The following is a 20,137-nucleotide window of genomic DNA, read 5'->3' as shown; positions in this document are numbered from 1 at the left end:
GAGCGGCCAGTGCTGTCGGAACATTAATGGGTGAAGAAAATGGAAATAAGGCATCTCGATGGTACGGCCCTACTAGAGACCGGTGTCAACAAATTTTCACAATCTTTTCGCGTGGTGTTCGTCGTTGAGGCTGCGGGCGGCGGCGTCGCAGTTCACCTGGTCGATATGATCCGTGGGTTGGTTGCAAAAGGTGTCGAGGTACACCTGATCGCTCCATCAGGCGCTCGCTTCGATGCGAGCATCCTTACGGATCAGGTTATTGGCCTATGCACGTCCTTTGTGCGAGTTCCTATGCACCGTAACGTCACGTGGCGGGATCTCATCGCATATTTTCACGTCTTTCGGCAAATAATCAGAATCCGCCCAGCGATTGTTCATAGCCACAGTTCGAAGGCGGGGGTACTCGCACGGCTTTGCCTCGGATCGTGGCAACAGGTTTACACCCCGCACGCCCTCTATACTCTTAATCCCTATTTGTCGCGAGGGAAACGCAGGTTTTACGGTGCAATTGAGCGTTGGTTTGGCAGAATCGGCACCGATCGGCTGATAGCAGTTTCCAAGGACGAGGCTGAACACGCGCGCAATGTTTTGGCCATACCCAGTCGGATAACCACCACCATTTACAACGGGATACCATCCTTCTCCTTGCTGTCACAGCGCGACGCCAGGAAAGCGCTGCGGCTCGAACAAGGAAAGTTCTATGTCGGCTTTGTTGGCCGCCTGGAATTTCAGAAAGGCATCGATAGACTCGTTTCGATATCCAGGACCCTATATTCCAAGTTCGGCGAAGGTATCTGTATTGTGATAATTGGATCCGGAGATATCGAAGTTGCAACCGGATTGCGGGCAGTAGATCTGCCGGCAAATGTTCGGTTTCTCGGACCGGTCCCTCAGGCACGACAGTACTTTGCCGCGTTCGACATATTTGCCCTCGCAAGTAGATATGAAGGGTTTCCTTACGTCTATCTCGAGGCGATGGCTGCATATCTGCCGATAGTTACGACAAGGGTTCCCGGCGCTGAAGAGCTGGTTTCCGAAGAAGGCATCGGCATTGTCGTTGAAAATACGGACGAGCCTCTTGATTTCGCTGACGCAATACAAAAGCTTTTTGAGAATTCAGAATTGAGGGGAAAAATGCGTGTCAGGTGTACGGAGGCCGTAGCACGATATTCCGCCTCCGAAATGGTGGAGCGGACGCTGAAGGTTTATGCCAGCCTGGGCGATGGGAGCACAGAATGAACTCGCGCTGTCATGTCGCGTTGCTACACGCATATAGTCGAAAGAACTCCGGCGATGGACTGCTGGTGGATTTGTCGGTGAAAATGCTTAGGGAGGCGTTGGGAGATAAGATCAGAATTACGGTTGTTGCGGCAGACCCCCACTCTTTTTCAAGCTATCACGACGTGGTCCATGCACCGGTACTCGCACAGAACGGATTTGGCCGTGTGGCGGCGGCACTTGGGGTGGTCCTTAATATTCCTATCGCGCCTACCCGGAAGCTTTACCGGCTTCTAGAAGAGGTAGATCTCATCGTGGGCGTTGGTGGTGGATATCTGCGAGCCCGCAACAACGCCGAAGCGGCCAAGCTTGCGCTCGGGCATTTCGTACAGTTAAGAGCGGCCCGAAATTCGGGAAAGCCAGCAATATATTTGCCTCAGAGCATCGGACCGACCCTGCTTCGCCCCGACGGATTTGCGAGTGTATTTCACTCAAAATTGACTCGAATGCTCGGAGGATTCGAGCGTGTCTATGTACGTGATGAGCGGTCATTAAAGGCCCTAGAAAAAAATTCTAACACGCGTCGCGCACCGGATCTTGCGGTGCTTGAGTTTAGCAATAGTTATGGTGGACAAACGCATCGGGTTAGAAAAATAACTCGTAATATTGGTCATGTTGCATTGGTTTTGCGTGAGGCGCCGCGCTGGGATCGTGAGCAGCGAAAGCGTTATGCCGATTCAACGAGAGAGCTGATATCTGAGTTAAAGAAGCGATGTAAGGTAACGTACGCAATTCAAAGCTCTGGCCGCGGAAACGATGACGTAGCTTACTACAATCGAATTGGAATCTCGGATCCGCTCAATTCCCTGAAGACGATCCTGAGCGAAGATAAACCCGACGTCGTGATCTCTGTTCGCCTTCACGGGGCACTCGAATCGATACTGGCTGGTGTCCCGGCGTTCCATTTGAGCTATGAAAGAAAAGGATTCGGCGCGTACAAGGATCTCGGTGTCGACGGGTGGGTCGAAAACGCTGCGGATTTCTCGGCATCGCGAGTTATACATAAGATTTTCGAAAGCAATGCGATCGACAATTTTTGGCTGAGTGCGGAAAAAAATCTGATCGCAACTCGCAATAGCTACGACTCGATCGTGAGCGAAATTCGCCGAGTCACGGGAAATTCGCAAAATTAAAGAACTGTATCTAACCAATCTTAATCTTCACTGCCACTAGTTAGCAAACTGGAGTAGGAGGAGGGAGGGTATTTTTGATGAACGATCGACTTCCTGTTCAGTACAATCTCGCCTCCGCGGAGGAGGACGGTGAGCTTGTCCGCTATTTAGACGTTTTGCTGGGGAACTGGAGGCTGATAGCTTCGGTGCTGGCAGCAGCTATTTTTCTGGGAGGGGTGTACGCGATCCTCGCGACTCCTATATATGAGGCAGATGTCCTCGTCCAGGTGGAGGACAGTCCCACAAGTGCCAGCAGCCTTCTAGGTGACGTATCGCAGTTGTTTGACACCAAGACGCAGGCCGCAGCCGAGATCGAAATACTCCGATCGCGAATGGTCGTGGGCAAGGCCGTCGACAATCTTCGCCTCTACATCGATGCTAAGCCACGCTACTTCCCGTTCATCGGCCGTTGGATCGCCAGTCGAAACAAGGGCATTTCCGACCCCGGACTTCTCGGCTGGGGAGGGTACGTTTGGGGCAGTGAGTCGATAGATGTCAAAGAGTTTAATGTTCCTGAGGAACTCGAGGGAGAAGACTTCGTCCTCACGGTTTTGCCCAACGGACGCTTTCGACTTGAGCAAGCCGATCTAGATAATCCGATCGAGGGTAAGTTGGGTGAAATCACCTCGGTTACGCAGAGTGTAGGTCGCATAGAAATCTCGGTGGCGGGGGTCAAGGCGAAGCCACTGGCTAGATTTATCCTGATTAGAAATTCGCAGTTGAAAACGCTGCAAGACCTGCAAGTGAACCTGCGAATAGAAGAGAAGGGAAAGCAAAGCGGAATTATTGACGCTTCTCTGCAGGGGAAAAATCCCAAGCTAACTGCGAATATTCTCAACGAGATAGGACATGAATATGTCCAGCAGAATATCAGGCGAAAAGGAGAAGAGGCCGAGAAGTCAATTGCGTTTCTGGAAAAGCTTATGCCAGAACTGAAGTCGCAACTCGAGATATCAGAAAACCGATTCAATGCACTTCGAAATTCCCGCGGTACATTTAATTTGAGTGAAGAGGGAGCCGCTTACCTCCAACAAAGCGTAACGACCCAGACGGCGCTATTCGAACAAAAGCAAAAACTTACCGAGCTACGCAGCAGATTCTCTCCTGATCACCCGGGTGTTAAAGCTGTGGAGCAACAGGTTGCTGCGCTGAGTGCAAAGGTAACGTCGCAAGCAAAACAAATGAGATCCCTGCCGAATCTGGAGCAGGATGCCGTACGCCTGATGCGCGATGTACAGGTCAGCAATGATCTGTATGTCGGTGTCCTCAATAATATGCAACAACTCAAGCTGGTTAAGGCGGGCAAGGTGGGCACTGTTCGACAACTGGATGAGGCACGTATACCCGAGGAGCCAGTAAAACCAAAACGCGCCCTGGTAATGACCGTTGCAGCGATTCTGGGCCTTATGCTCGGTGTAATTTCGGCACTCGTACGCGAGACGATTTTCGGAGGAGTGACGAGTGCGCAGGATATTGAGCAGCGCACCGGACTTAATGTCTACGCAACGATACCGCTATCCCAGGCACAGCTCGAGATATCAAAGGCTATTGGCGCGAAGAAGAGCGGCCAGCATCTTTTGGCAAACTTGAAACCTGATGAAGCCTCCATCGAGGCACTGCGGAGTTTCCGCACGGCGCTGCAATTTGCAATGTTAGATGCTCAAAATAACCGTGTGCTTTTGACGGGAGCCACCCCGTCGGTGGGGAAGTCATTCGTGTCCGCAAATCTGGCTGCTGTATTGGCCGCTGGCGGTAAGCGCGTTCTTCTGGTTGATGCGGATATGCGAAAAGGCTATTTGAATCAATATTTTGGACTCGAACGTGCTCCTGGCCTGTCGGACGTTCTCTCTGGAAATTCATCGCCCGAGAAAGTTACCCGTTGCAGCGTTTTCCCTAACCTGGATTTTATCAGTACAGGCGCTATTCCGCCTAATCCGGCCGATTTGCTTTCGAATGATCGATTAAAAGCATTCCTAGATGCAAAAAGTAGCAAATATGATATCGTTCTCGTCGATTCGCCTCCGGTCCTTGCTGTGTCCGACGCTTCGTTGGCGGCGGGCCACTGCGGCACAGTATTTGTTATAGCGAGATCAAACGTAACTACGATCGGTGAGATCACGGAAAGTGCGAAGAGTTTGGGTCATTCGAACGCAAGCATAAAGGGCGTGATTTTTAATGGCATTGATCAGAGCGCATTCACGTATGGTTCGAAATACGGAAGATATCGTTACGTGAAATACGAGTACGGGAATTCTGCCGGCGAGACAGTTTGATGCAAAGCGCGCCTGCCAATCGCTCTAAGATTAAGAAATCGCGATGCTTTTTTTTGCAGGTTGCTTCGCAAATCTGGCTTCAGAGGAAGTGAATCGATAAGGTTGCTCAAAGTGATGAAATGTGCCGAAGATGAGAGATCGCTCATTATGGTGATGGACGGGAATTTCAACCGCTTTGGTGGTGAGATTATGAGTCCTCATATGGGATACAGAATGTTCGGTGCTAGATTCGTCGATTTTTTCGACCGCGTGGTTATAGCAGCTAGGGCGTTTGATGGGACGCGCTCGGTTGGAGAGGCGGTCACCGGGCCAAAGGTGAAATTTTTGGATTTGGGCTCAAATAGGGGCGCGGTGAGCCTGCTGCTAAGTACTCCCAGGTTGATTGGCCGGCTATGGCGCGTGGTTGGATCTCCTGGCGTCATATTGATCAGGTTTCCGGGGAACATTGCTGTTTTCACCATGCTTCTTTGCCTTCTGTCTGGAAGAAAATTCTCGGCGGAGATTGTGGCTGATCCGGCAGACTATTTTAGTGAGGCCGCCTCAACGCATCCGCTCCGAAGGGTGGCGAAAGTCGCTCACGTATATTTCACAAAGTTGGCGGCTCGAAAATCGCAAAGCGTTAGATATGTGACGAGTCGCTATTTACAGGATAAGTATCCATCCACGCCGGAGATAGCATTCGGATTCAGTGATGTGTATTTGCCGGACAGTCTTTTTTCCGATAGCTCCGTCTCGCATGAGAAGCTGAACGCCAGAGATTTTAGCCTCGTGAACATAGGGATGATGCATAACCACAGCAAGGGTCATATCGTCTTGTTAGACGCCGTGGCCGAACTTCGACAGAGAGGGGTTGCGATAAGGTTGTCTCTGGTGGGGGACGGGGCATTGCGCAAGGAGTTTGAGGCATATGCACGCCGACTCATGATTGAAGATGTAGTCGACTTTGTCGGCGTGATTTCCGCGGAAGAAGTGCATGCGTTGCTCCGTAAACATCATCTCTTTGTATTGACGTCTTTTCAGGAGGGCATGCCCCGGGCAATGCTTGAGGCGATGGCGGTTGGCCTGCCTGTGCTGGCAACCAAGGTCGGCGGCATACCCGATGTTCTGCCCCCGCAGCAACTGGTCTGCGCTGGTGACCGACCAGAGCTTGTGAAGGCAATCGAGAGACTGGTGAGAGACCGCACCCTGCTGGCAAGTCAATCTCGTCAGCAGCAACATGTGGCCATGGAGTTCAGTGAGGAAAAGCTACGTTCGAAGTACGCTGCATACTGCAACAGGCTTTTCGAGGCACGATAGGATGCGCAGGGATGTAATTTATGTGATTGCCGGATCCGCAATCCCGGCGATTGGCAATTTTCTCGCGGTCGTTATTGCGTTGAAAAATTTAAACGTCGAGTGGGCCGGAAAGTGTTATGCATTGATGGCGATGTTTTTTGTGGCTATCGATGTATTTAATTTTGGTGCAGCAAGAATCTATAGCGTAAGCAAAATACGGGAAAGCTTCCCAAGCCTGCTTTTCTTGGATTTTTTTAGCGCACTCGGATCATCGGTCATATTTTTGGGAGGGGTCTATCTGCTTCATAGTGTCGAAGTCGTCGCGATGCCACAGATATGGTTAATTCTCGTGCTTGCACCAATGGCCTATGCAATGTCACATTTCGCACTGGGATACCTGAGGCTGAATGGCGGGAACGGATTGATATGCCTGGTTGCTGCATTCGCTGCATCTTTGCGTGTCGCGGCAGTCTGGAAGATCTCGCTTGAGCAACAGTGGGAGCCTTATTTCCCTGACCTGCTATTGGCGGTGGAGGCTATTTATGGCCTTCTGTTGCTTGGCGCGTATAGAATAGTCGTGGCGAAGCGCTTAGGAAATACGGCCACGAGCCAGAGTCTGCGGCTTGCAAACTATTCACAGATAGTCAAATTTGCGTGGCGCGAATTGTTGAGTAGTTGGTATTCCAATGCGCTATTCTCGGGCGCAAAGCACGTTGACGTAATGATTGTTGCCGCCGCTGCGGGGCCCGCGGCGGCCGGTCTCTACCGCGGCGTAAAAAGCATTCAGAATTTAGCATTTAACTTCGGTCAATCGCTGGCGTACATCGTTCAAAAGCGGTTTGACTATTCTTCTATATTGCGAAATAAAGAGCGAAAGAGTGTTGTGCTTTTTGTGTTTGCCGCGATGTCGATACTGGGTTGCGGGCTGATGGCTTATCTTTCCTGTGTTGTGAATCTTTTTCCTCTCGGGGAGGTGGGACCCTTCCGGCAACAGTTCTACTTTATGTTTTTAGTGTTTGGTGGGGCGTTATTGATATTTTCTTGTAGATTGATATCGCTTTATGTTTTCGTGAATAATTCACGGCGCTTTGTGTTTATTTCGACGTTCGAGGTTATTGGTGTAATAGTCGCGCTTTTGGTTTTCACAAAGTGGCTTGGTGTTTTCGGTGCCGTAGTTTCGATGGCGGTCGTATATGCCGTGTTAGTACCGTTGTCTATTTTATGTCTTCCAAAGTTAGCTGAGACGTAATAGATCGGTTGTGGATTCCGTATATAGAGGCCAGGCATGACATCCGCCCCCCCCCGTAGTGTGCTCCGGAGACGACTGTCTATTTTATTCGGATCTCTTCCGATTTTAGGATTTCTGCGGGCAGAGGACTTCGAGCCATCGCCCGAGAATGAAATTAGGGCGCCTAAGATGGTATTCGCACACTATATGGTTGCGTGGCCAAGGGCAGGAGCTAATGCCGCTATTGAAGACTATCAAACGGAGATCAGGGAGGCTATTGCCCACGGGATAGACGGCTTTGCCCTCAACTGTGGAGGCTGGAGCAGGAGCGAGCCCCATTACAAGCGCAGAGTCTTGCAGATTTTCGAGGCAGCAAGCGCGCTTAAGGCTGATTTCTGGCTGTTTGTTTCCGCTGATGGCAGGGCGCAGGACGAAGTCGAAGATATTGTGCGAAGTACTGCGGATTTGCCGAATCAACTGAAAGTGAACGGAAAACCTGTCCTTTCAACATATTCCGCAGGGGGGGGGAACTCAACAAAACGTGCGTCGCTTATTAAGTTGTCGCGCGAACTTGGAGTGTTTTTTGTTCCTCATTTTGTGCCGGATACGGGGGAGGAGGAAATAAAAGACAGGCAGGCGCAGGAACTCATCTCGAAATTGGGCGGAGCGGATGGATACTTCTATTTTGGTGCCGCCGGCTCTCCGTGGGTTTTGGCGTCGTCGATTCGGATGTTGAGCGACCGATTCAGGGCCGTGCGTACACTGTTTATGTCATCAGTCACTCCGTACTATAGGGGGTTGTATACCGGCACTAATTATAGGGCTTTCGAGACTTATGGCTTTGTCGGAATGGCAATGGAATGGGAGGCGGCAATCCATGGCGACGCAGACTGGGTACAGATCGTAACCTGGAACGATTGGGCAGAGTCGACCTATGTAGCCCCCCTTTTAGCCGCGGAAAGAGGACGAGTATTCGCTGAACGCTTCAATGACATGCTTTCTCATAAGGGATATCTTGAGGCCAGCAAGTATTATATATCGTGGTTCAAGAGAGGAAGACGGCCGGAAATCAACCGCGACGAGATTTTTTATTTCTACAGGCTTCATCCGGTAGACGTTTCTGAGTACGGGGAATGGTCGAGCTTGGGGAAGAAAGGTGTGCGTAGTTTACCTAGAACAAAAGAGCGGCTTTCGCCGGATATACATGTGACTTTGCTGCTCAAAGATCAGGCGGAGTTCACGGTGAACATCGATGGGCGTATAAGCATTTTTAAAGTTGGCCGCGGAGTTACCCATCTTAGTGTTGCTTCTCACGCCGGCATTCCAAGATTTACTCTGCATAGATGGGGGAGCGTGATCATTGATAAAGTCGGCGAACTGGAAATAAGTTCGGACGATTTTTCCGGGCAATACAATTATTTTGCTGGTAGTGCGAAGGGGTAGATCGAAGTTGGTCGAAACCGAGGAGTTGTATGCTTTATTCCGTCCAGTTTTTGAGAGCCGTAGCCGCCGTCCTTGTCGTCGTCTGCCATGCTGTTACGAAGCAAGGGCAGATTTCCGGAACCGGCGCGGTTTGGGAGATCGGGGGGGCGGGCGTTGATCTCTTCTTCATCATTTCCGGGTTCATCATGTGCCACGTGACAGCCAACCGGAAGGTGACTGTGCGGGGCTTCCTGCTCGCCCGCGTGCTTCGAATCATCCCGCTGTACTGGACACTCACTCTGGTTGCGCTGATGGTCTACATCGTAAGCCCGAGCCTGGTGAACAGTAGTGGCGGCACCACGACCGTGCTGCACTCGTTCACGTTGATTCCGACGGGGGTTAAGTTTCTAATCCAGAACGGGTGGACGCTGACCTATGAATTTTGGTTCTACATTATCTTCGCCGCTACCCTCGGCTTCGCACTCCGATCGAGGTTGGCGATTGTCAGTGGCATCATGGTCGCGCTTGCAGTTGGAGGGTCGGTGCTGCAGCCAGCCAACCCCACAGTCAAATTTCTTACTGCTCCTATTGTGCTTGAGTTCGTTATGGGCATAGGAGCGTACTTGTTCGTGAGGTATGGTCCTCGCTCACGGGAACTCAGCGCGCTGCTGGTATTGATCGGCGTAGTGAGTCTTTTTTCCTGCGCGCTAAGTGGAAAAGTGCATGATCGAGTTTACAGCTACGGCGTCCCAATGGCATTTGTATTTGCTGGCCTTGTAAGTGCTGAGGACACCGTTAGGCAGGTGTCCGACACAATGCTTGGTCGACTGGCGGGCACCATCGGCGATGCATCGTACTCACTCTATCTTTCGCACCCGTTTTCGTTGGCTACTACTGCATTCGCAATCAAGCGCTTCGGACTCCAGGAGTATCCAATCACATCGATCGCTGTTCTGACTGCGTTGGCGCTGGTGGGTGGATACCTTTGCTATGCATTAATCGAAGTTAAGCTTACCAAATTCGTGAGGTTGGCATCGGAGAAATCAATGTCCGGCGCGCGAGCTGACGGCAAACGGGTGGCACAACGATGAATATGCGCCGCTATAGTGGCTCTCCAGCAAACGGAGGGAAAGCAATGTGGGCAACCCTAGCGATTGGTGCCTGCATGTGTTCCATTGCGGTAGTCATCGCGAACGGCCGAGCGCATCCGCTGACTGTAATTCTGGCCCTTGTGCTTGTCGTCGCGGTCATGATGATTCGACCGCGCAATGCGACGGTTCGCTGGTTCCGCCTTTTCCTTCTGTTCTCTTTGGGGATATTTCCTCTCGGGCAGCTGATTACCGGTGATGAGATCTACCTGAGGCTTCTGTCGCAGGATAGCCTTGCAGTTGGCACCTGGTTCTTGGCCAGCATTGCCGGCGTTCTTGTGACGAAAGTCTACCTCGACCTCAAGTCGAAAGATCTAAGACCATGGCCGGACGTTTCCGATCGGACGGCGAGGGCTAACCGAATCGCATACCTGTTCGCAGCAATGTCATTGGCGGCACTTGCCTTCATGTACATCAAGCTCGGCGGCTATGGAGCGGTTGCCAGTGCTTATGAAGACCGGCTTGAGGGTACTGGAACCGACTATGATCCATTCAAAGGATTGGGGGTGATCCAGGCGTTTGCTAATACTTCGCCGCTTTGGGTATTCGTCTGCCTGATGGTCCGAAAGCGATCGAGCACAATTCTTACACTTCTTGCTTTCGCCCAGCTTTTCGGGCTTGGGTGGTTGGCGTCAGGGGTTGCCGGTAGTCGACAGGGCATCGTATTCGTGCTCGTCTTCGCGTTGTTTATCTATCACGGCTTCGTCAAGCCTATCAGCGCAAGAAAGGCGAAGATTGTGGGTGCAGTGGTTGCGCTGACAGGGATCGTTCTTATCCCGCTGAAGCTCGGCCTGGGGTTCGAGGATCTTGGCAAGATCAATCAGCGTTTCGAGGAGAAGCGGGTATTGCAAGTCAGCATGGGGCCGATCAGCTCGTTCCTGTTTCGCGACCTTTCAAGATTCGACGTGCAGACAACCGCGATCGAAGAGATTGGGAAACCTGGATACGAACTTTCAATGGGGCGGAGTTTTCTAGGCGCGATCGCCTCCGTCATTCCGTCGGCACTTTGGAAGGGTAAGCCAGATACCTTCGCGCAAGAAAAGACCGAGATCGTCCAGGATGTTGAGCGTGGTACGTTGAAGAAGACGACATTGCTGTTCGGCATGCCGGGGGAGTTCCTGGTCAATTTCGGTTTGCTGGGATACATAGTGTCGTTTGTAATTCCGGGGTGGCTGCTCGTAGTGCTGAACAGGGTCAGTGGGAAATCGAGCAGATGGAAAGCGCTCCGCGCCGTCCTTTGGCCGCTGCCGTTCCTGTTCTTTCTGTTCGATTCAAACGTGATGGTGTATTACGTGATTCGGTGGGTTTTATTATTTGGCATACCGATGGGGTACGCCTTGAGCTGGCCGCGGCTTCGGTATACGAGCCCTTGGCTTGCTGAAAATCGGGGTCCGTTGGCGCCCACGGCTACATGATCTTCCGAGGACTCCATTCGAAACACCAGCCACCTCTCGGGGTGGCTTTTTTGTCCCGGCCGCGCGCCGGCGCGCTTCATAATGCCGCATGCCCTGCCTGCCTGCCTGCCTGCCTGCCGGGCGGCGGCGAGATACTGGAGCGCGGGCAAGGATGCGCCTGCCGGGCAACATTTTGCTTTGGAGCCAGCGGTTGCTGGAGAGTGGAGATCGCCCAGGACCGGTACGGATACCCCAGGCGGAAGTGGGTTAGCGTAGTACAACTACCTTGAGCAACGGACAAGGATCTGCAGTTCCGACGTGCCCCATGCTTGGAATCGATCCCGCGTGCCAGGTCGCGCGCCTGCTATTGTGCCTTGGCTTTTATCTGCCTTGGCTTTTATCTGCCTTGCTTCTCTGCCTTCGCAAAGGGTGTGTCAGGGCGCCTATTCTTCGACTTAAAAATCAGAAGCAAGGCCGACCTTGGCTATTGCAAAAATACCCTTGCAAAGGGAATGAGTTGCTACGAGGCATGCAAATGCGAGAGGAGGGCAACCCTAGCACGAGCGACTCGCGGTGTCCGGTGCGCGAATTTCGACTTCGAGCCCGGGTGTCGCCTCTGTCTTGAGGGATAGTGCGCGTTTGACCTACGAACTCAATGTCCCGAATGCCCGTGGAATTGATAGCTCACTATCCGTGATGCGCAGGCTTTAATACGCATTCTGTCCACTCCACCCCTTGAACGCCGTCCAGAAAATAATCCTCAAGTCCATCCAGAACGACCAGTTGCGGATATAGAAGATGTCGTGCTCCACGCGCTTGGCCATCTTGTCCAGGGTGTCAGTCTCGCCGCGATGGCCGTTGATCTGGGCCCAGCCGGTGATGCCCGGCTTGACGCGGTGGCGCAGCATGTAGAAGTTCAGTTGCTCCTTGTAGATGTTGTTATGCGCCATGGCGTGCGGCCGGGGGCCTACCACGCTCATCTCGCCCTTGAGAACGTTGATGAACTGGGGCAGCTCGTCCAGGCTTGTACGGCGCAGGAAGGCACCGATCGGCGTCACGCGGCTGTCGCCCTTTGTTGCCTGCGTGACGACGCCGTGCTCGGCGTGCACCTTCATGCTGCGGAACTTGTAGACGTGGATGACACGGCCATCCATGCCTAGGCGCTCCTGCTTGAAAAAGACCGGGCCCGGCGAGTCGCGCTTGATGAGGATGGCGATGAGCAGGAACAGTGGCGACAGCGCGACAAGCACCAATGCCGAGAAGCTGCGGTCGAAGATGGCCTTGATGGCCCCGCGCACGCCGAGCGAGGGCGGCTTGTTCATTTCCACCGCAGGCATGCCCAGGAAGTTGCCTACGTTGTGGTTGAGCAGGTCCAGGTCGAGCACGCTCGGCATCCACTTGATGTCGATGAAGTCATTGCGCAGCGAGAAGGCGATCTCCTGCATCAGGCGGTGCTCGCTCATTGGCAGGGTGATCCAGATCTCATGGATCCCGTGCGCGCGGGCGAAATCAGCGATGTGGGCGCTGTCGGTGATGCGTCGGCGCCCCTCCGGCGTGGATTCGCTTTCAGCGGCATAGATGCCGCTGACCTTGAACCCGGTGGTGTGGCTGGCGGTCGCGCGACGGTACATTTCCTGGCCGGTCCGGCCAAAGCCAACGATGATCACGCGCTTGTTGTTGGCACCGGCAACGCGCAGCAGGTTGAGCGCGGCACGGGTGACCACGCGCAGGCCCACCAGGCCGGCCAGCGAGAAGGCGTACCAGTACACCATCCACAGGCGGGACAGGGAGTCGGCCTGATGGAGCAGGTAGGTCAGCAGCAGGCTGACCAGCCACACCAGGCTCCAGGCAGACATCAGGCGCGCAGCGAGCGAGAACAGGCTGCGCCCGCGCCACGAGGTGTAGACGTCGAACCCGGGCAACACGATGAAAGCGATCGCACAGCCGAAGTACTGGATGAACTGGTGGATCGGCGCATGCGCAGTGGCAAACCGCACTTCACTGGCCAGGATTGCCGCAAGCCAGATGGCGCCGGCATCGAGCAGGCGAGCCATCAGCGCGAGCTGATCATGGTGCCTGGCAAACATATCGCGATAGATACCCAATTGCTTCCCCCAGAAGCGTTGAGTAATGGGCATTCAAGCGAGTGCCCATGCCTTGTTGTCTCCTCCGAACCTCCGGTCCGCGCGCGGTAGCGTCCAGGCTCGTTACGTGGCATGCATCGTTGCTGTGCATGCTCAAGGTGTGTGGACAAAGCAGAGTCGTGCGGGGCTGCATTCCGGCAGCCGGTTCCATGGTGTGGCGGCAGTCAGCTGACGACCGGCCACGGCCGCATCCTTGAGGGTCGTCCATGGAACCGCAACGCTCTTTGCTGCCGGCGCGCTGTTGGCACCGGCGTGCTTCGTGTTTTCAGGTGCGAATAGTGCGATGCAGCGAAATGCGTCGGTACCCTTCATCAGAAGGGAAAGTCTGGCCTTTGCCGATGATGCATTCGACCACTATTCGCGAAGGGCTTCGTCGATTTTTCGCGCGCGAAGATGCCGTGCAACTGACTTCAGCGTTACCCCGCTCAAGGAGGGAAGCGAGAGGCCAGCGCACCCCACGCACCGGGGGTGAGAATAAAAAGCATTGGCGAGCGGTTCGGGACCGCCGAGTTTGTGTGATGCCCACCAAAGGCAGATGCGGCCCGGTAGCCGGACATCCTTCACTCAACCGCGGCAATGAAATGAGAAAGAAGACAGAGCCACATACGGTATTCACGCGGGAGCAGCTGGATGAGTATTTCGCTTCGTACGTAGGGATGGAAGGTGGAAATCCAGGCGCTGCGGTATGGTTCTGCGATAGCTCCCCGCATCCGAGCGGCGCGTCGCTATTGGCCCCGCTGGTCCCGCGTCGCCAACCCGGCGCATGGGATGCCGCCTACCGTTGCAAGTATCGCCATCACATGGAGCGCTGGCAGTCGCACCAGAGGATTGCCCGCATCATGGCGGCCGCGCGTGCACAGGTCTTCAACACGGCCATCGGCGAGCAGGACTGGAAGCAGTACTTTGACCATCATCTGTACGCGCCGCACGGCGCCGAGTTCAAGCTCAGCCTGTTCCCGCTGCCGGCGCGCCTGATCAATCAGACACCGTGGTCGAAGGCGTTTCGCGACCAGCCGGCGCTATTGCCCCGGCAGCGTTACCTCGACCTCTGCCGCGAAGGCCGACGCTTTGCCTTCATCGATGCGATTCGCCGGCGCTGGAAGCCCAAGGTGGTGATATGCCTGGGCGAGCGGCACGCCGAAGACTTCGTGCAGGCGTTCGTCCTCGCGCAGGCGCGCGCCACCGACCACGTCCTTCAGCCCGCCGACCAGCCCAAGACCTTGCGGGTGCTCGAGCGAGACGGCACCACGTGGCTCATCTGTCCGCCATTGGCCGGCGCAGCGGGATTGATGTCCGATGTGTTGCTTGATGCGATGGGGCAGTACATCACGCGCTGGCTGCAGCCGGACGATTTCCCCGAGCTCTCGACCGGTGCGGAGGAGCCGATAGCGAGGGCGTCATGAGTCATGACGCGCACGGTTCGCCGATACCGTTCGCCTGGCCGCGCGGTTTGCGCAGCAAAGGATTGTCTTTCCCCCGCCAAGTAGGGGTGACACGGATTGGTGGATGCGTTTATCTGCGGGCTGCCGCGATCTGCAAGCAGCTGACACAGCACCCGCTCGCCAGTTTCGTGCGTGGCATCAGCGGCAGCGTAGTGCGCCGGAGACTGTGCGCGGCAGTACTCCGTCGCAGTATTCCCCACCATGTTTCGTTGTAGCGAAGTATCGATCTCAGGAGAGCAGCGTGCAAACCAAAACCCGGAACATCTTTATCCTTGGCATCATGGCAAGTGCTGCAGCAACGCTGGTGGCTTGCGGTGGCGGCGGCGACGATTCGCCACCGCCCACCCAGCCTTCCGCCACCGTGAGCGGCAAGGCGGTGGACTTCTACCTGTCCGGCTCGACTGTCACCTTCCTTGACTGCGACAACAAGACCGCAGTCACGAACGGAACCGGGGACTTTACCTTTCCGGCGGGTTGCACCAAGAGCGCGCTGAGAGTGACCGGCGGTACCGATATCGGTACCAACCAGCCGTTCACCGGGGTGCTGCAGGCACCAGCGCTGGATTACAAGGAGGGCGTGATTCCGGTGGCTTCGCCGCTGACCACACTGGCGGTCCAGCTCGGCTCGGGCCAGGCTGCGCCGCTCGCAACGGGGCTTGGCCTGCCAGGCAAGGACCTGGCCACGCTCGATCCGATGCAGGACGCAGCCGCGCTGCGGGCGGCAGTCGTGGTGCAGCAGCTGGTGGATCACGTCGCCAAGACGCTGAAGGGCCTGGGCGAGGGCGGCACGCTGACTGCCGCGGATTCGGCCGCAGCGGCCTCCAAGGCAGTCGCCAACGCCGTGGCCAGCGCGCCGGGCACGGCAGACCTGACCAGCGTTGCGCTGGTCACGAACGTTGTGTCCAGCGCTGTACAGAACGCGCAGGCCGGCCTTCCCGCTGAACTGCGCTCGGACATCGGCGCCGTGGCCGCCAATGTGGCCGCACTGGCCGCGCCGGTAATCACGACCCAGGTGGCGAGCGTGAGCACCGCGCTGGGAGCCGTCGACCTGGGTAGCAGCCCCACCGAAACGTTGGCGGCGCTGACGGAAAGCGGATCGCTCAACATCGTGACCGAGAGCGCGCAGTCCACGACGACCACGGCGCTGGTCCAGGCGGTGACGACTGACGGGCTGACGGATGCATCGATCACGAACACGCTGGCTGAACTCGGCGATGCGGTGTCGACCGGTAACACCGCCGAGATCCAGCAGGCCGCTGCGCAGCTGGGTAGCGCGGTGGATGCCGGCGCCATCAACAACGTGGCAAACGCTGTCGGGCTGAACAACTACCTGCTGCTGTCAAACCTGACGATCAATGGCGCCAACTACCCGATCACCGACACGATCTCGGCCACGGGCGGCACGCTGGGCTCGATCCAGGTTGCGCTGACGCAGAACGGTAGCGCCTTCAACGGCGGGCCGTCGCAAGTGCGCGCCGGGTTGAGCTATACCTACGGTGGCAACCAGGTCGATGTCATCATCGAGAACGTGACGCTGACGTTCAACGGGTCGCAACTGGTAGATGCCGTGGTGCCTGCCAATACCGCCTATTCGTTCCGGATCAGTGGCAACCTGTCTGCCGCGGCAAGCCTGACCAACAGCGTCGCCGACAGCCTGTTCTCCACGGCCAACGGCGGTTCGCTGAACCTGCCCTTCACGGTGTTCCTCGGCAAGCTCAGGTCTGCCGGCGCGCTGAGCCAGGCACAGGTCGACGCGCTCACGCCGAAGGCCACCAGTACCTTCCCGGTGACGTTTGCCACAACCACCGGTGTCAGCGGCCGGGATGTGAAGGTAGGCATGCTGGTCAACGGCGACGTGGAATTCGCCAAGACGGCATTGGTGAAGACTGACTCCGAGATGGTGGTCGGCGACGGCCTCAAGACGACGGTGACGCTGAACCCGTGACCGGCGCGTAGTGGTGCCTTCCGCCAGCATGGGGAAGGCCAGGCCGCCCGGTCATCCGAACGCGTGTCTCAGCCAGTCGCGAGGATGACCGGGTCTTTTCTTGTCTGCGTCGAGCGCCTCTCCGGAGCCGCTACGCATGAGGCTCGCCCAGTGGCCTCGGAGTCTTCTATGCAGCTGATTCGCAAGCGCCGGTTGAACCCCGCCTGCGCCCTGATGCTGGGGCTGTCGTGCGCGGGCACGGCCAGCGCCGCCCCCGACGACGTCTTCATGCAAGCCGAGCCCGCCACCGGAGAGTTCACCTCGGTGCGGGTGGAGGCCAGCTACGATATGGTGAACCGCGCCGTGGATGTATTCAACCTGCGCGGGCAGCAGGGGCCGGTGTCGGACAACGCCGGTGATTATCGTGGCGGCAAGCTGATGCTGGGCTACAAGTTCTCGCCGCACTGGTCAGGATCGGCCACCTACTGGCGCCGTGGCATCGATTACGGGCAGGACCACAACCAGATCGATACCTGGATGCTGGCGATGCACTACGACCCGCTCGCCGAGGCCGGTGCGCGCGATCGCATCATGCTGCGCTTCTCGCTATGGGGAGACCACTCCGGCAGCCTGAACCGCTCGTCGCCAGTGACGGTTCGCAATACGACGTTCAACAGCCTCACCGTGAATAACGCGAATGATGTCCAGGCCCAGGCCGACGTCATCTTCTCCGGCGAACTGACCGAGCGCAACCAGCTCACCGGTTTCATCGGGCTCGGCATCAGCCGCGTGACGATCGGCAGCATCAATACCCGCCTGCAGCGAGGCAACTGCAACTTCAATGTCGCTATCGGCTCCGACAATATCGCCAATGGCCAGCTGGCCGCACCGTGCAACGTGGGGAACACTACCCTGCAGTCGGCCTCTTTCGCGGTCGATGCCAGCCAGTTCGGGATGGATTTCAACGATGATTTCAACTACACGGCCGGCTACCTGAACCTGGGCGGGTCATGGCGCTGGAAGTACGAGCGCTTCGCAGCGCGGCTCGGATACCAGTTCCAGTACCTGCTGCGCAGCAATGTCGATAGCCGCGCGGAAACCTACGGCTATTCGCCGATCCGCTCCAACCATACGCTGGGCCTGGAGCTGTCGTACGCGGTAGCGAAAAACGTGGAAGTGTTCCTGCGCGGCCAGGCGTCGCTGTACAACTTCGTTGGCACCATCCCATTCCTCTATAACGCGACCACCGTGGGCAAGCTGGACCGGTACTACGGCTACGGCTCGCTCGGCATTCGATTCTCGGGCTTCTGAGTTTGTGAAGACGGTCGTGGCCGATGGCAGCGGCCCGCTGGTTCCCGGACCTGTCTGTACATTTTTATCCCCTCCGGTGAGGGGATAGATAATGCAATTCCCAGGATATTGCATCGCAGCAAATCTCTTATGTCAGACCTTAAAAGATTGAAATTCCGAAAACTTGAGGGCTAGGTTAGAATTATTTCAATCCAAAAAAATGATAGAAGCATATATCAGTTGGGTGATTTCTGGGGGCTGCACTTATTGATGCATGGTGCAGTTTTCTTCTTCAGCGCCAATTATCGACAATGGCGCATTGCCAGGGAGTGGTGTTTCTCCATGGCAAAATTCACATAAGCATGGGAGTTATCCTGGTTACAGGATAACGCAGGCTCACAGCTTTTCCTCGAGCCGCGAATGCATTCGGCCGCCACTGACTTGACATTCTTTATGTCAGTTGGTGTCGTAGGCGAGTGCCAGACTAACTACATAATTAAAGCGGGCAGGTCCGGGCATTAAGAAGACCGGATCGGTGCAAAGGATGGCGCCTGCGGCGGCGCACTGAATTTCTCGCACCTTGCCAGCGCATGACGCTTTGCGGAAAGACCACGGCAGCACGTGCGCCCGGGAGGCCACGGCATGCTGCGGCATTGATTATCGGGGGTCCCATTAAGCAGCAAGGGATAGTATGCAGCATTCAAAGGTGTTCGCGCGTCCGGACCTGGATCGCTATTTTGCCTCCTATGTTGGAATGGAAGGAGGCAACCCAAAGGCGCCCGTATGGATATGCGACAGGAGCCCGGCGTGGTCGGAGCCGCTCGTCGCACCGCTACAGCCGCGTATGGCACCACCGGCCTGGGACGCCGTGTTCCGGCACCAGCATCGGGAAGACATGGGCAAATGGTTCGGCCATCAGTGCGTGGCGCGTATCATGGCCGCCGCCCGGGCTGAGGCGCTGCGCGTTCGGCCCGGTGACAATGACTGGGAGCAATACTACTTGCGCCATCTTTACTCGCCGAGAGGCGCCGAATTCAGGCTCAGCCTGTTTCCCTTGCCTGCCCACGTCGACGGACGAACGACGTGGTCCAAGGCGTTTCGAGGCCAGCCGGAACTTATTCCGCAGTCGCGCTACCTGAAGCTGTGCCGAGATGGCGAGCGCTTCCGGTTCCTCGCAAAGACCCGCGCCCGCTGGCGCCCGAAGGTGGTCATTTGCCTGAGCCATCGCCATGCGGACGAATACATCGAAGCCTTCTCGCTAGGCGGACTGGCCAGCGAAGAGCATGCACTCCAGCCGGCAGACCAGGTCAGGCGCTTGCGCCTCTTCACCAAGGACGGGACGACGTGGATCATCTGCCCGGCAATCGGGGGCAGCGCAGGAATGACGTCGCAGGTTCAACTGGACGCGTTCGGCAAGTTCGTGGGCACGCGGCTGGCGGAGAGCGACTTCAGGCACTGCGCCGAGCTCGATGCCGTCGATGACGGACCGCCCGCCCGGCCGGAGCGCTTGCCGGAGCTCAACGTGATGAGCAGCCGGCCAGCGGAGGCGGGCGGCTGTCACACAGCGGAACGCGTGCGACCTGGGTTTGCGGTAAACGAACCCGTGCGCGCGGGCAAGTGCGAAACTTTCGCTTAGTACGCCACAAAAAACTGATGTAAAAAATTTTCAATTTTGCCGAGTCAATTTATTTGACAAAATCCTCGCTCTTCATTCATTTGAATTTCCCATTGAAGGCATCGTTGGCGCGGTGTCTTTTTTTTGCCCGGAACCAGTTCGCCATGCGGAAAACAAGGTAAGCCAGAGAAGCGCGGAATACGTGCATGGCACGGCAGGCGGGGAAGGGGACTCAGGCGGGAGAGCGTCGCGGCGGAAGCGCCGCGACGTTCTTGCATGATGCCGATGCAAGGTAGCTGCATCGCTAAGAGGATGCGTGGCATGAAGCCACGCAGGAGCGGCACCTTTTCGTGCGATGTGGCGTCGCCTCAGGACAAGGCGAAGCCACCGCACCCATCTCCGGATCGTGCCGAGGGCTGGTGCCGCACTAAACCGGCACCGTGACGCCTCAGACGGCGCGGCGGACCATCAGCTCCTTGATCTTGCCGATGGCCTTGGTCGGGTTCAGACCCTTGGGGCACACGTCGACGCA

13 protein-coding genes and 1 pseudogene are annotated in these 20,137 nt (G+C 56.2%); 12 read left to right on the top strand and 2 right to left on the bottom strand.

All coding sequences use genetic code 11. The features are described 5' to 3' along the window. Nucleotides 1–39: 39 nt before the first annotated feature. From J8I82_RS34385 to J8I82_RS34350, 8 genes are all read left to right on the top strand, one after another. On the top strand, nucleotides 40–1,239 hold the full coding sequence (locus J8I82_RS34385; RefSeq protein ID WP_245180473.1) for a glycosyltransferase: 1,200 nt from the start codon (nucleotides 40–42) through the stop codon (nucleotides 1,237–1,239). Further along, nucleotides 1,236–2,411, top strand: coding sequence for a polysaccharide pyruvyl transferase family protein (locus J8I82_RS34380; RefSeq protein WP_209764287.1), 1,176 nt, complete (start codon nucleotides 1,236–1,238; stop codon nucleotides 2,409–2,411). The genes J8I82_RS34385 and J8I82_RS34380 overlap by 4 nt, the downstream gene beginning before the upstream one ends. A gap of 77 nt (nucleotides 2,412–2,488) precedes the next feature. Then, nucleotides 2,489–4,723 (top strand): polysaccharide biosynthesis tyrosine autokinase, encoded by a 2,235-nt coding sequence (locus tag J8I82_RS34375; RefSeq protein ID WP_209764286.1) that lies wholly within the window; start codon nucleotides 2,489–2,491, stop codon nucleotides 4,721–4,723. 111 nt (nucleotides 4,724–4,834) lie between these two features. Beyond that, nucleotides 4,835–6,019: a glycosyltransferase family 4 protein gene (locus tag J8I82_RS34370; protein ID WP_284183245.1), complete on the top strand. Its 1,185-nt coding sequence runs from the start codon at nucleotides 4,835–4,837 to the stop codon at nucleotides 6,017–6,019. A 1-nt stretch (nucleotide 6,020) separates the two neighbouring features. Further along, a complete protein-coding gene (locus tag J8I82_RS34365) occupies nucleotides 6,021–7,247 on the top strand; it encodes a hypothetical protein (RefSeq protein WP_209764283.1) in 1,227 nt (408 codons plus the stop codon). 168 nt (nucleotides 7,248–7,415) lie between these two features. Beyond that, nucleotides 7,416–8,669, top strand: a complete 1,254-nt coding sequence (locus J8I82_RS34360; protein WP_209764281.1) for a glycoside hydrolase family 71 protein — start codon at nucleotides 7,416–7,418, stop codon at nucleotides 8,667–8,669. A 29-nt stretch (nucleotides 8,670–8,698) separates the two neighbouring features. Beyond that, nucleotides 8,699–9,739 carry an acyltransferase family protein gene (locus J8I82_RS34355; RefSeq protein ID WP_209764279.1) on the top strand — a complete coding sequence of 347 codons (1,041 nt, stop codon included), beginning with the start codon at nucleotides 8,699–8,701 and terminating at the stop codon, nucleotides 9,737–9,739. Next, nucleotides 9,736–11,211 carry an O-antigen polymerase gene (locus tag J8I82_RS34350; protein ID WP_209764278.1) on the top strand — a complete coding sequence of 492 codons (1,476 nt, stop codon included), beginning with the start codon at nucleotides 9,736–9,738 and terminating at the stop codon, nucleotides 11,209–11,211. Before J8I82_RS34355 ends, J8I82_RS34350 begins: the two co-directional genes overlap by 4 nt. Nucleotides 11,212–11,897: 686 nt before the next feature. Here the strand turns inward: J8I82_RS34350 and J8I82_RS34345 are convergent. Next, nucleotides 11,898–13,277, bottom strand: a complete 1,380-nt coding sequence (locus J8I82_RS34345) for an undecaprenyl-phosphate glucose phosphotransferase (protein ID WP_209764327.1) — start codon at nucleotides 13,275–13,277, stop codon at nucleotides 11,898–11,900. Nucleotides 13,278–13,915: 638 nt separating this feature from the next. Here J8I82_RS34345 and J8I82_RS34340 point away from each other — a divergent pair. The 4 genes from J8I82_RS34340 to J8I82_RS34325 all read left to right on the top strand — a co-directional run bounded on the left by J8I82_RS34340 (nucleotide 13,916) and on the right by J8I82_RS34325 (nucleotide 19,626). Next, nucleotides 13,916–14,737 (top strand): transcriptional regulator, encoded by an 822-nt coding sequence (locus tag J8I82_RS34340; RefSeq protein ID WP_209764326.1) that lies wholly within the window; start codon nucleotides 13,916–13,918, stop codon nucleotides 14,735–14,737. A 280-nt stretch (nucleotides 14,738–15,017) separates the two neighbouring features. After that, nucleotides 15,018–16,721: a hypothetical protein gene (locus J8I82_RS34335; protein WP_209764269.1), complete on the top strand. Its 1,704-nt coding sequence runs from the start codon at nucleotides 15,018–15,020 to the stop codon at nucleotides 16,719–16,721. 168 nt (nucleotides 16,722–16,889) lie between these two features. Beyond that, nucleotides 16,890–18,011, top strand: a complete 1,122-nt coding sequence (locus J8I82_RS34330) for a hypothetical protein (protein WP_209764252.1) — start codon at nucleotides 16,890–16,892, stop codon at nucleotides 18,009–18,011. Nucleotides 18,012–18,834: 823 nt separating this feature from the next. Next, nucleotides 18,835–19,626, top strand: a complete 792-nt coding sequence (locus J8I82_RS34325; RefSeq protein WP_245180466.1) for a transcriptional regulator — start codon at nucleotides 18,835–18,837, stop codon at nucleotides 19,624–19,626. Between the two features lie 427 nt (nucleotides 19,627–20,053). Here the strand turns inward: J8I82_RS34325 and sdhB are convergent. After that, a pseudogene (gene sdhB, locus J8I82_RS34320) lies at nucleotides 20,054–20,137 on the bottom strand (succinate dehydrogenase iron-sulfur subunit); the annotation flags it as partial.

The sequence above is a fragment of the Cupriavidus consociatus genome (assembly GCF_017814975.1).
Taxonomy (GTDB): domain Bacteria; phylum Pseudomonadota; class Gammaproteobacteria; order Burkholderiales; family Burkholderiaceae; genus Cupriavidus; species Cupriavidus consociatus.
This window is presented reverse-complemented; position numbering and strand designations above follow the sequence as displayed.

Coding starts and splice junctions, on each gene's coding strand:
- J8I82_RS34385 (WP_245180473.1), top strand. CDS start 40: ATGGAAATAAGGCATCTCGATGGTACGGCCCTACTAGAGACCGGTGTC.
- J8I82_RS34380 (WP_209764287.1), top strand. CDS start 1,236: ATGAACTCGCGCTGTCATGTCGCGTTGCTACACGCATATAGTCGAAAG.
- J8I82_RS34375 (WP_209764286.1), top strand. CDS start 2,489: ATGAACGATCGACTTCCTGTTCAGTACAATCTCGCCTCCGCGGAGGAG.
- J8I82_RS34365 (WP_209764283.1), top strand. CDS start 6,021: ATGCGCAGGGATGTAATTTATGTGATTGCCGGATCCGCAATCCCGGCG.
- J8I82_RS34360 (WP_209764281.1), top strand. CDS start 7,416: ATGGTATTCGCACACTATATGGTTGCGTGGCCAAGGGCAGGAGCTAAT.
- J8I82_RS34355 (WP_209764279.1), top strand. CDS start 8,699: ATGCTTTATTCCGTCCAGTTTTTGAGAGCCGTAGCCGCCGTCCTTGTC.
- J8I82_RS34350 (WP_209764278.1), top strand. CDS start 9,736: ATGAATATGCGCCGCTATAGTGGCTCTCCAGCAAACGGAGGGAAAGCA.
- J8I82_RS34345 (WP_209764327.1), bottom strand. CDS start 13,277: ATGTTTGCCAGGCACCATGATCAGCTCGCGCTGATGGCTCGCCTGCTC.
- J8I82_RS34340 (WP_209764326.1), top strand. CDS start 13,916: ATGAGAAAGAAGACAGAGCCACATACGGTATTCACGCGGGAGCAGCTG.
- J8I82_RS34330 (WP_209764252.1), top strand. CDS start 16,890: ATGCAGCTGATTCGCAAGCGCCGGTTGAACCCCGCCTGCGCCCTGATG.
- J8I82_RS34325 (WP_245180466.1), top strand. CDS start 18,835: ATGGCACCACCGGCCTGGGACGCCGTGTTCCGGCACCAGCATCGGGAA.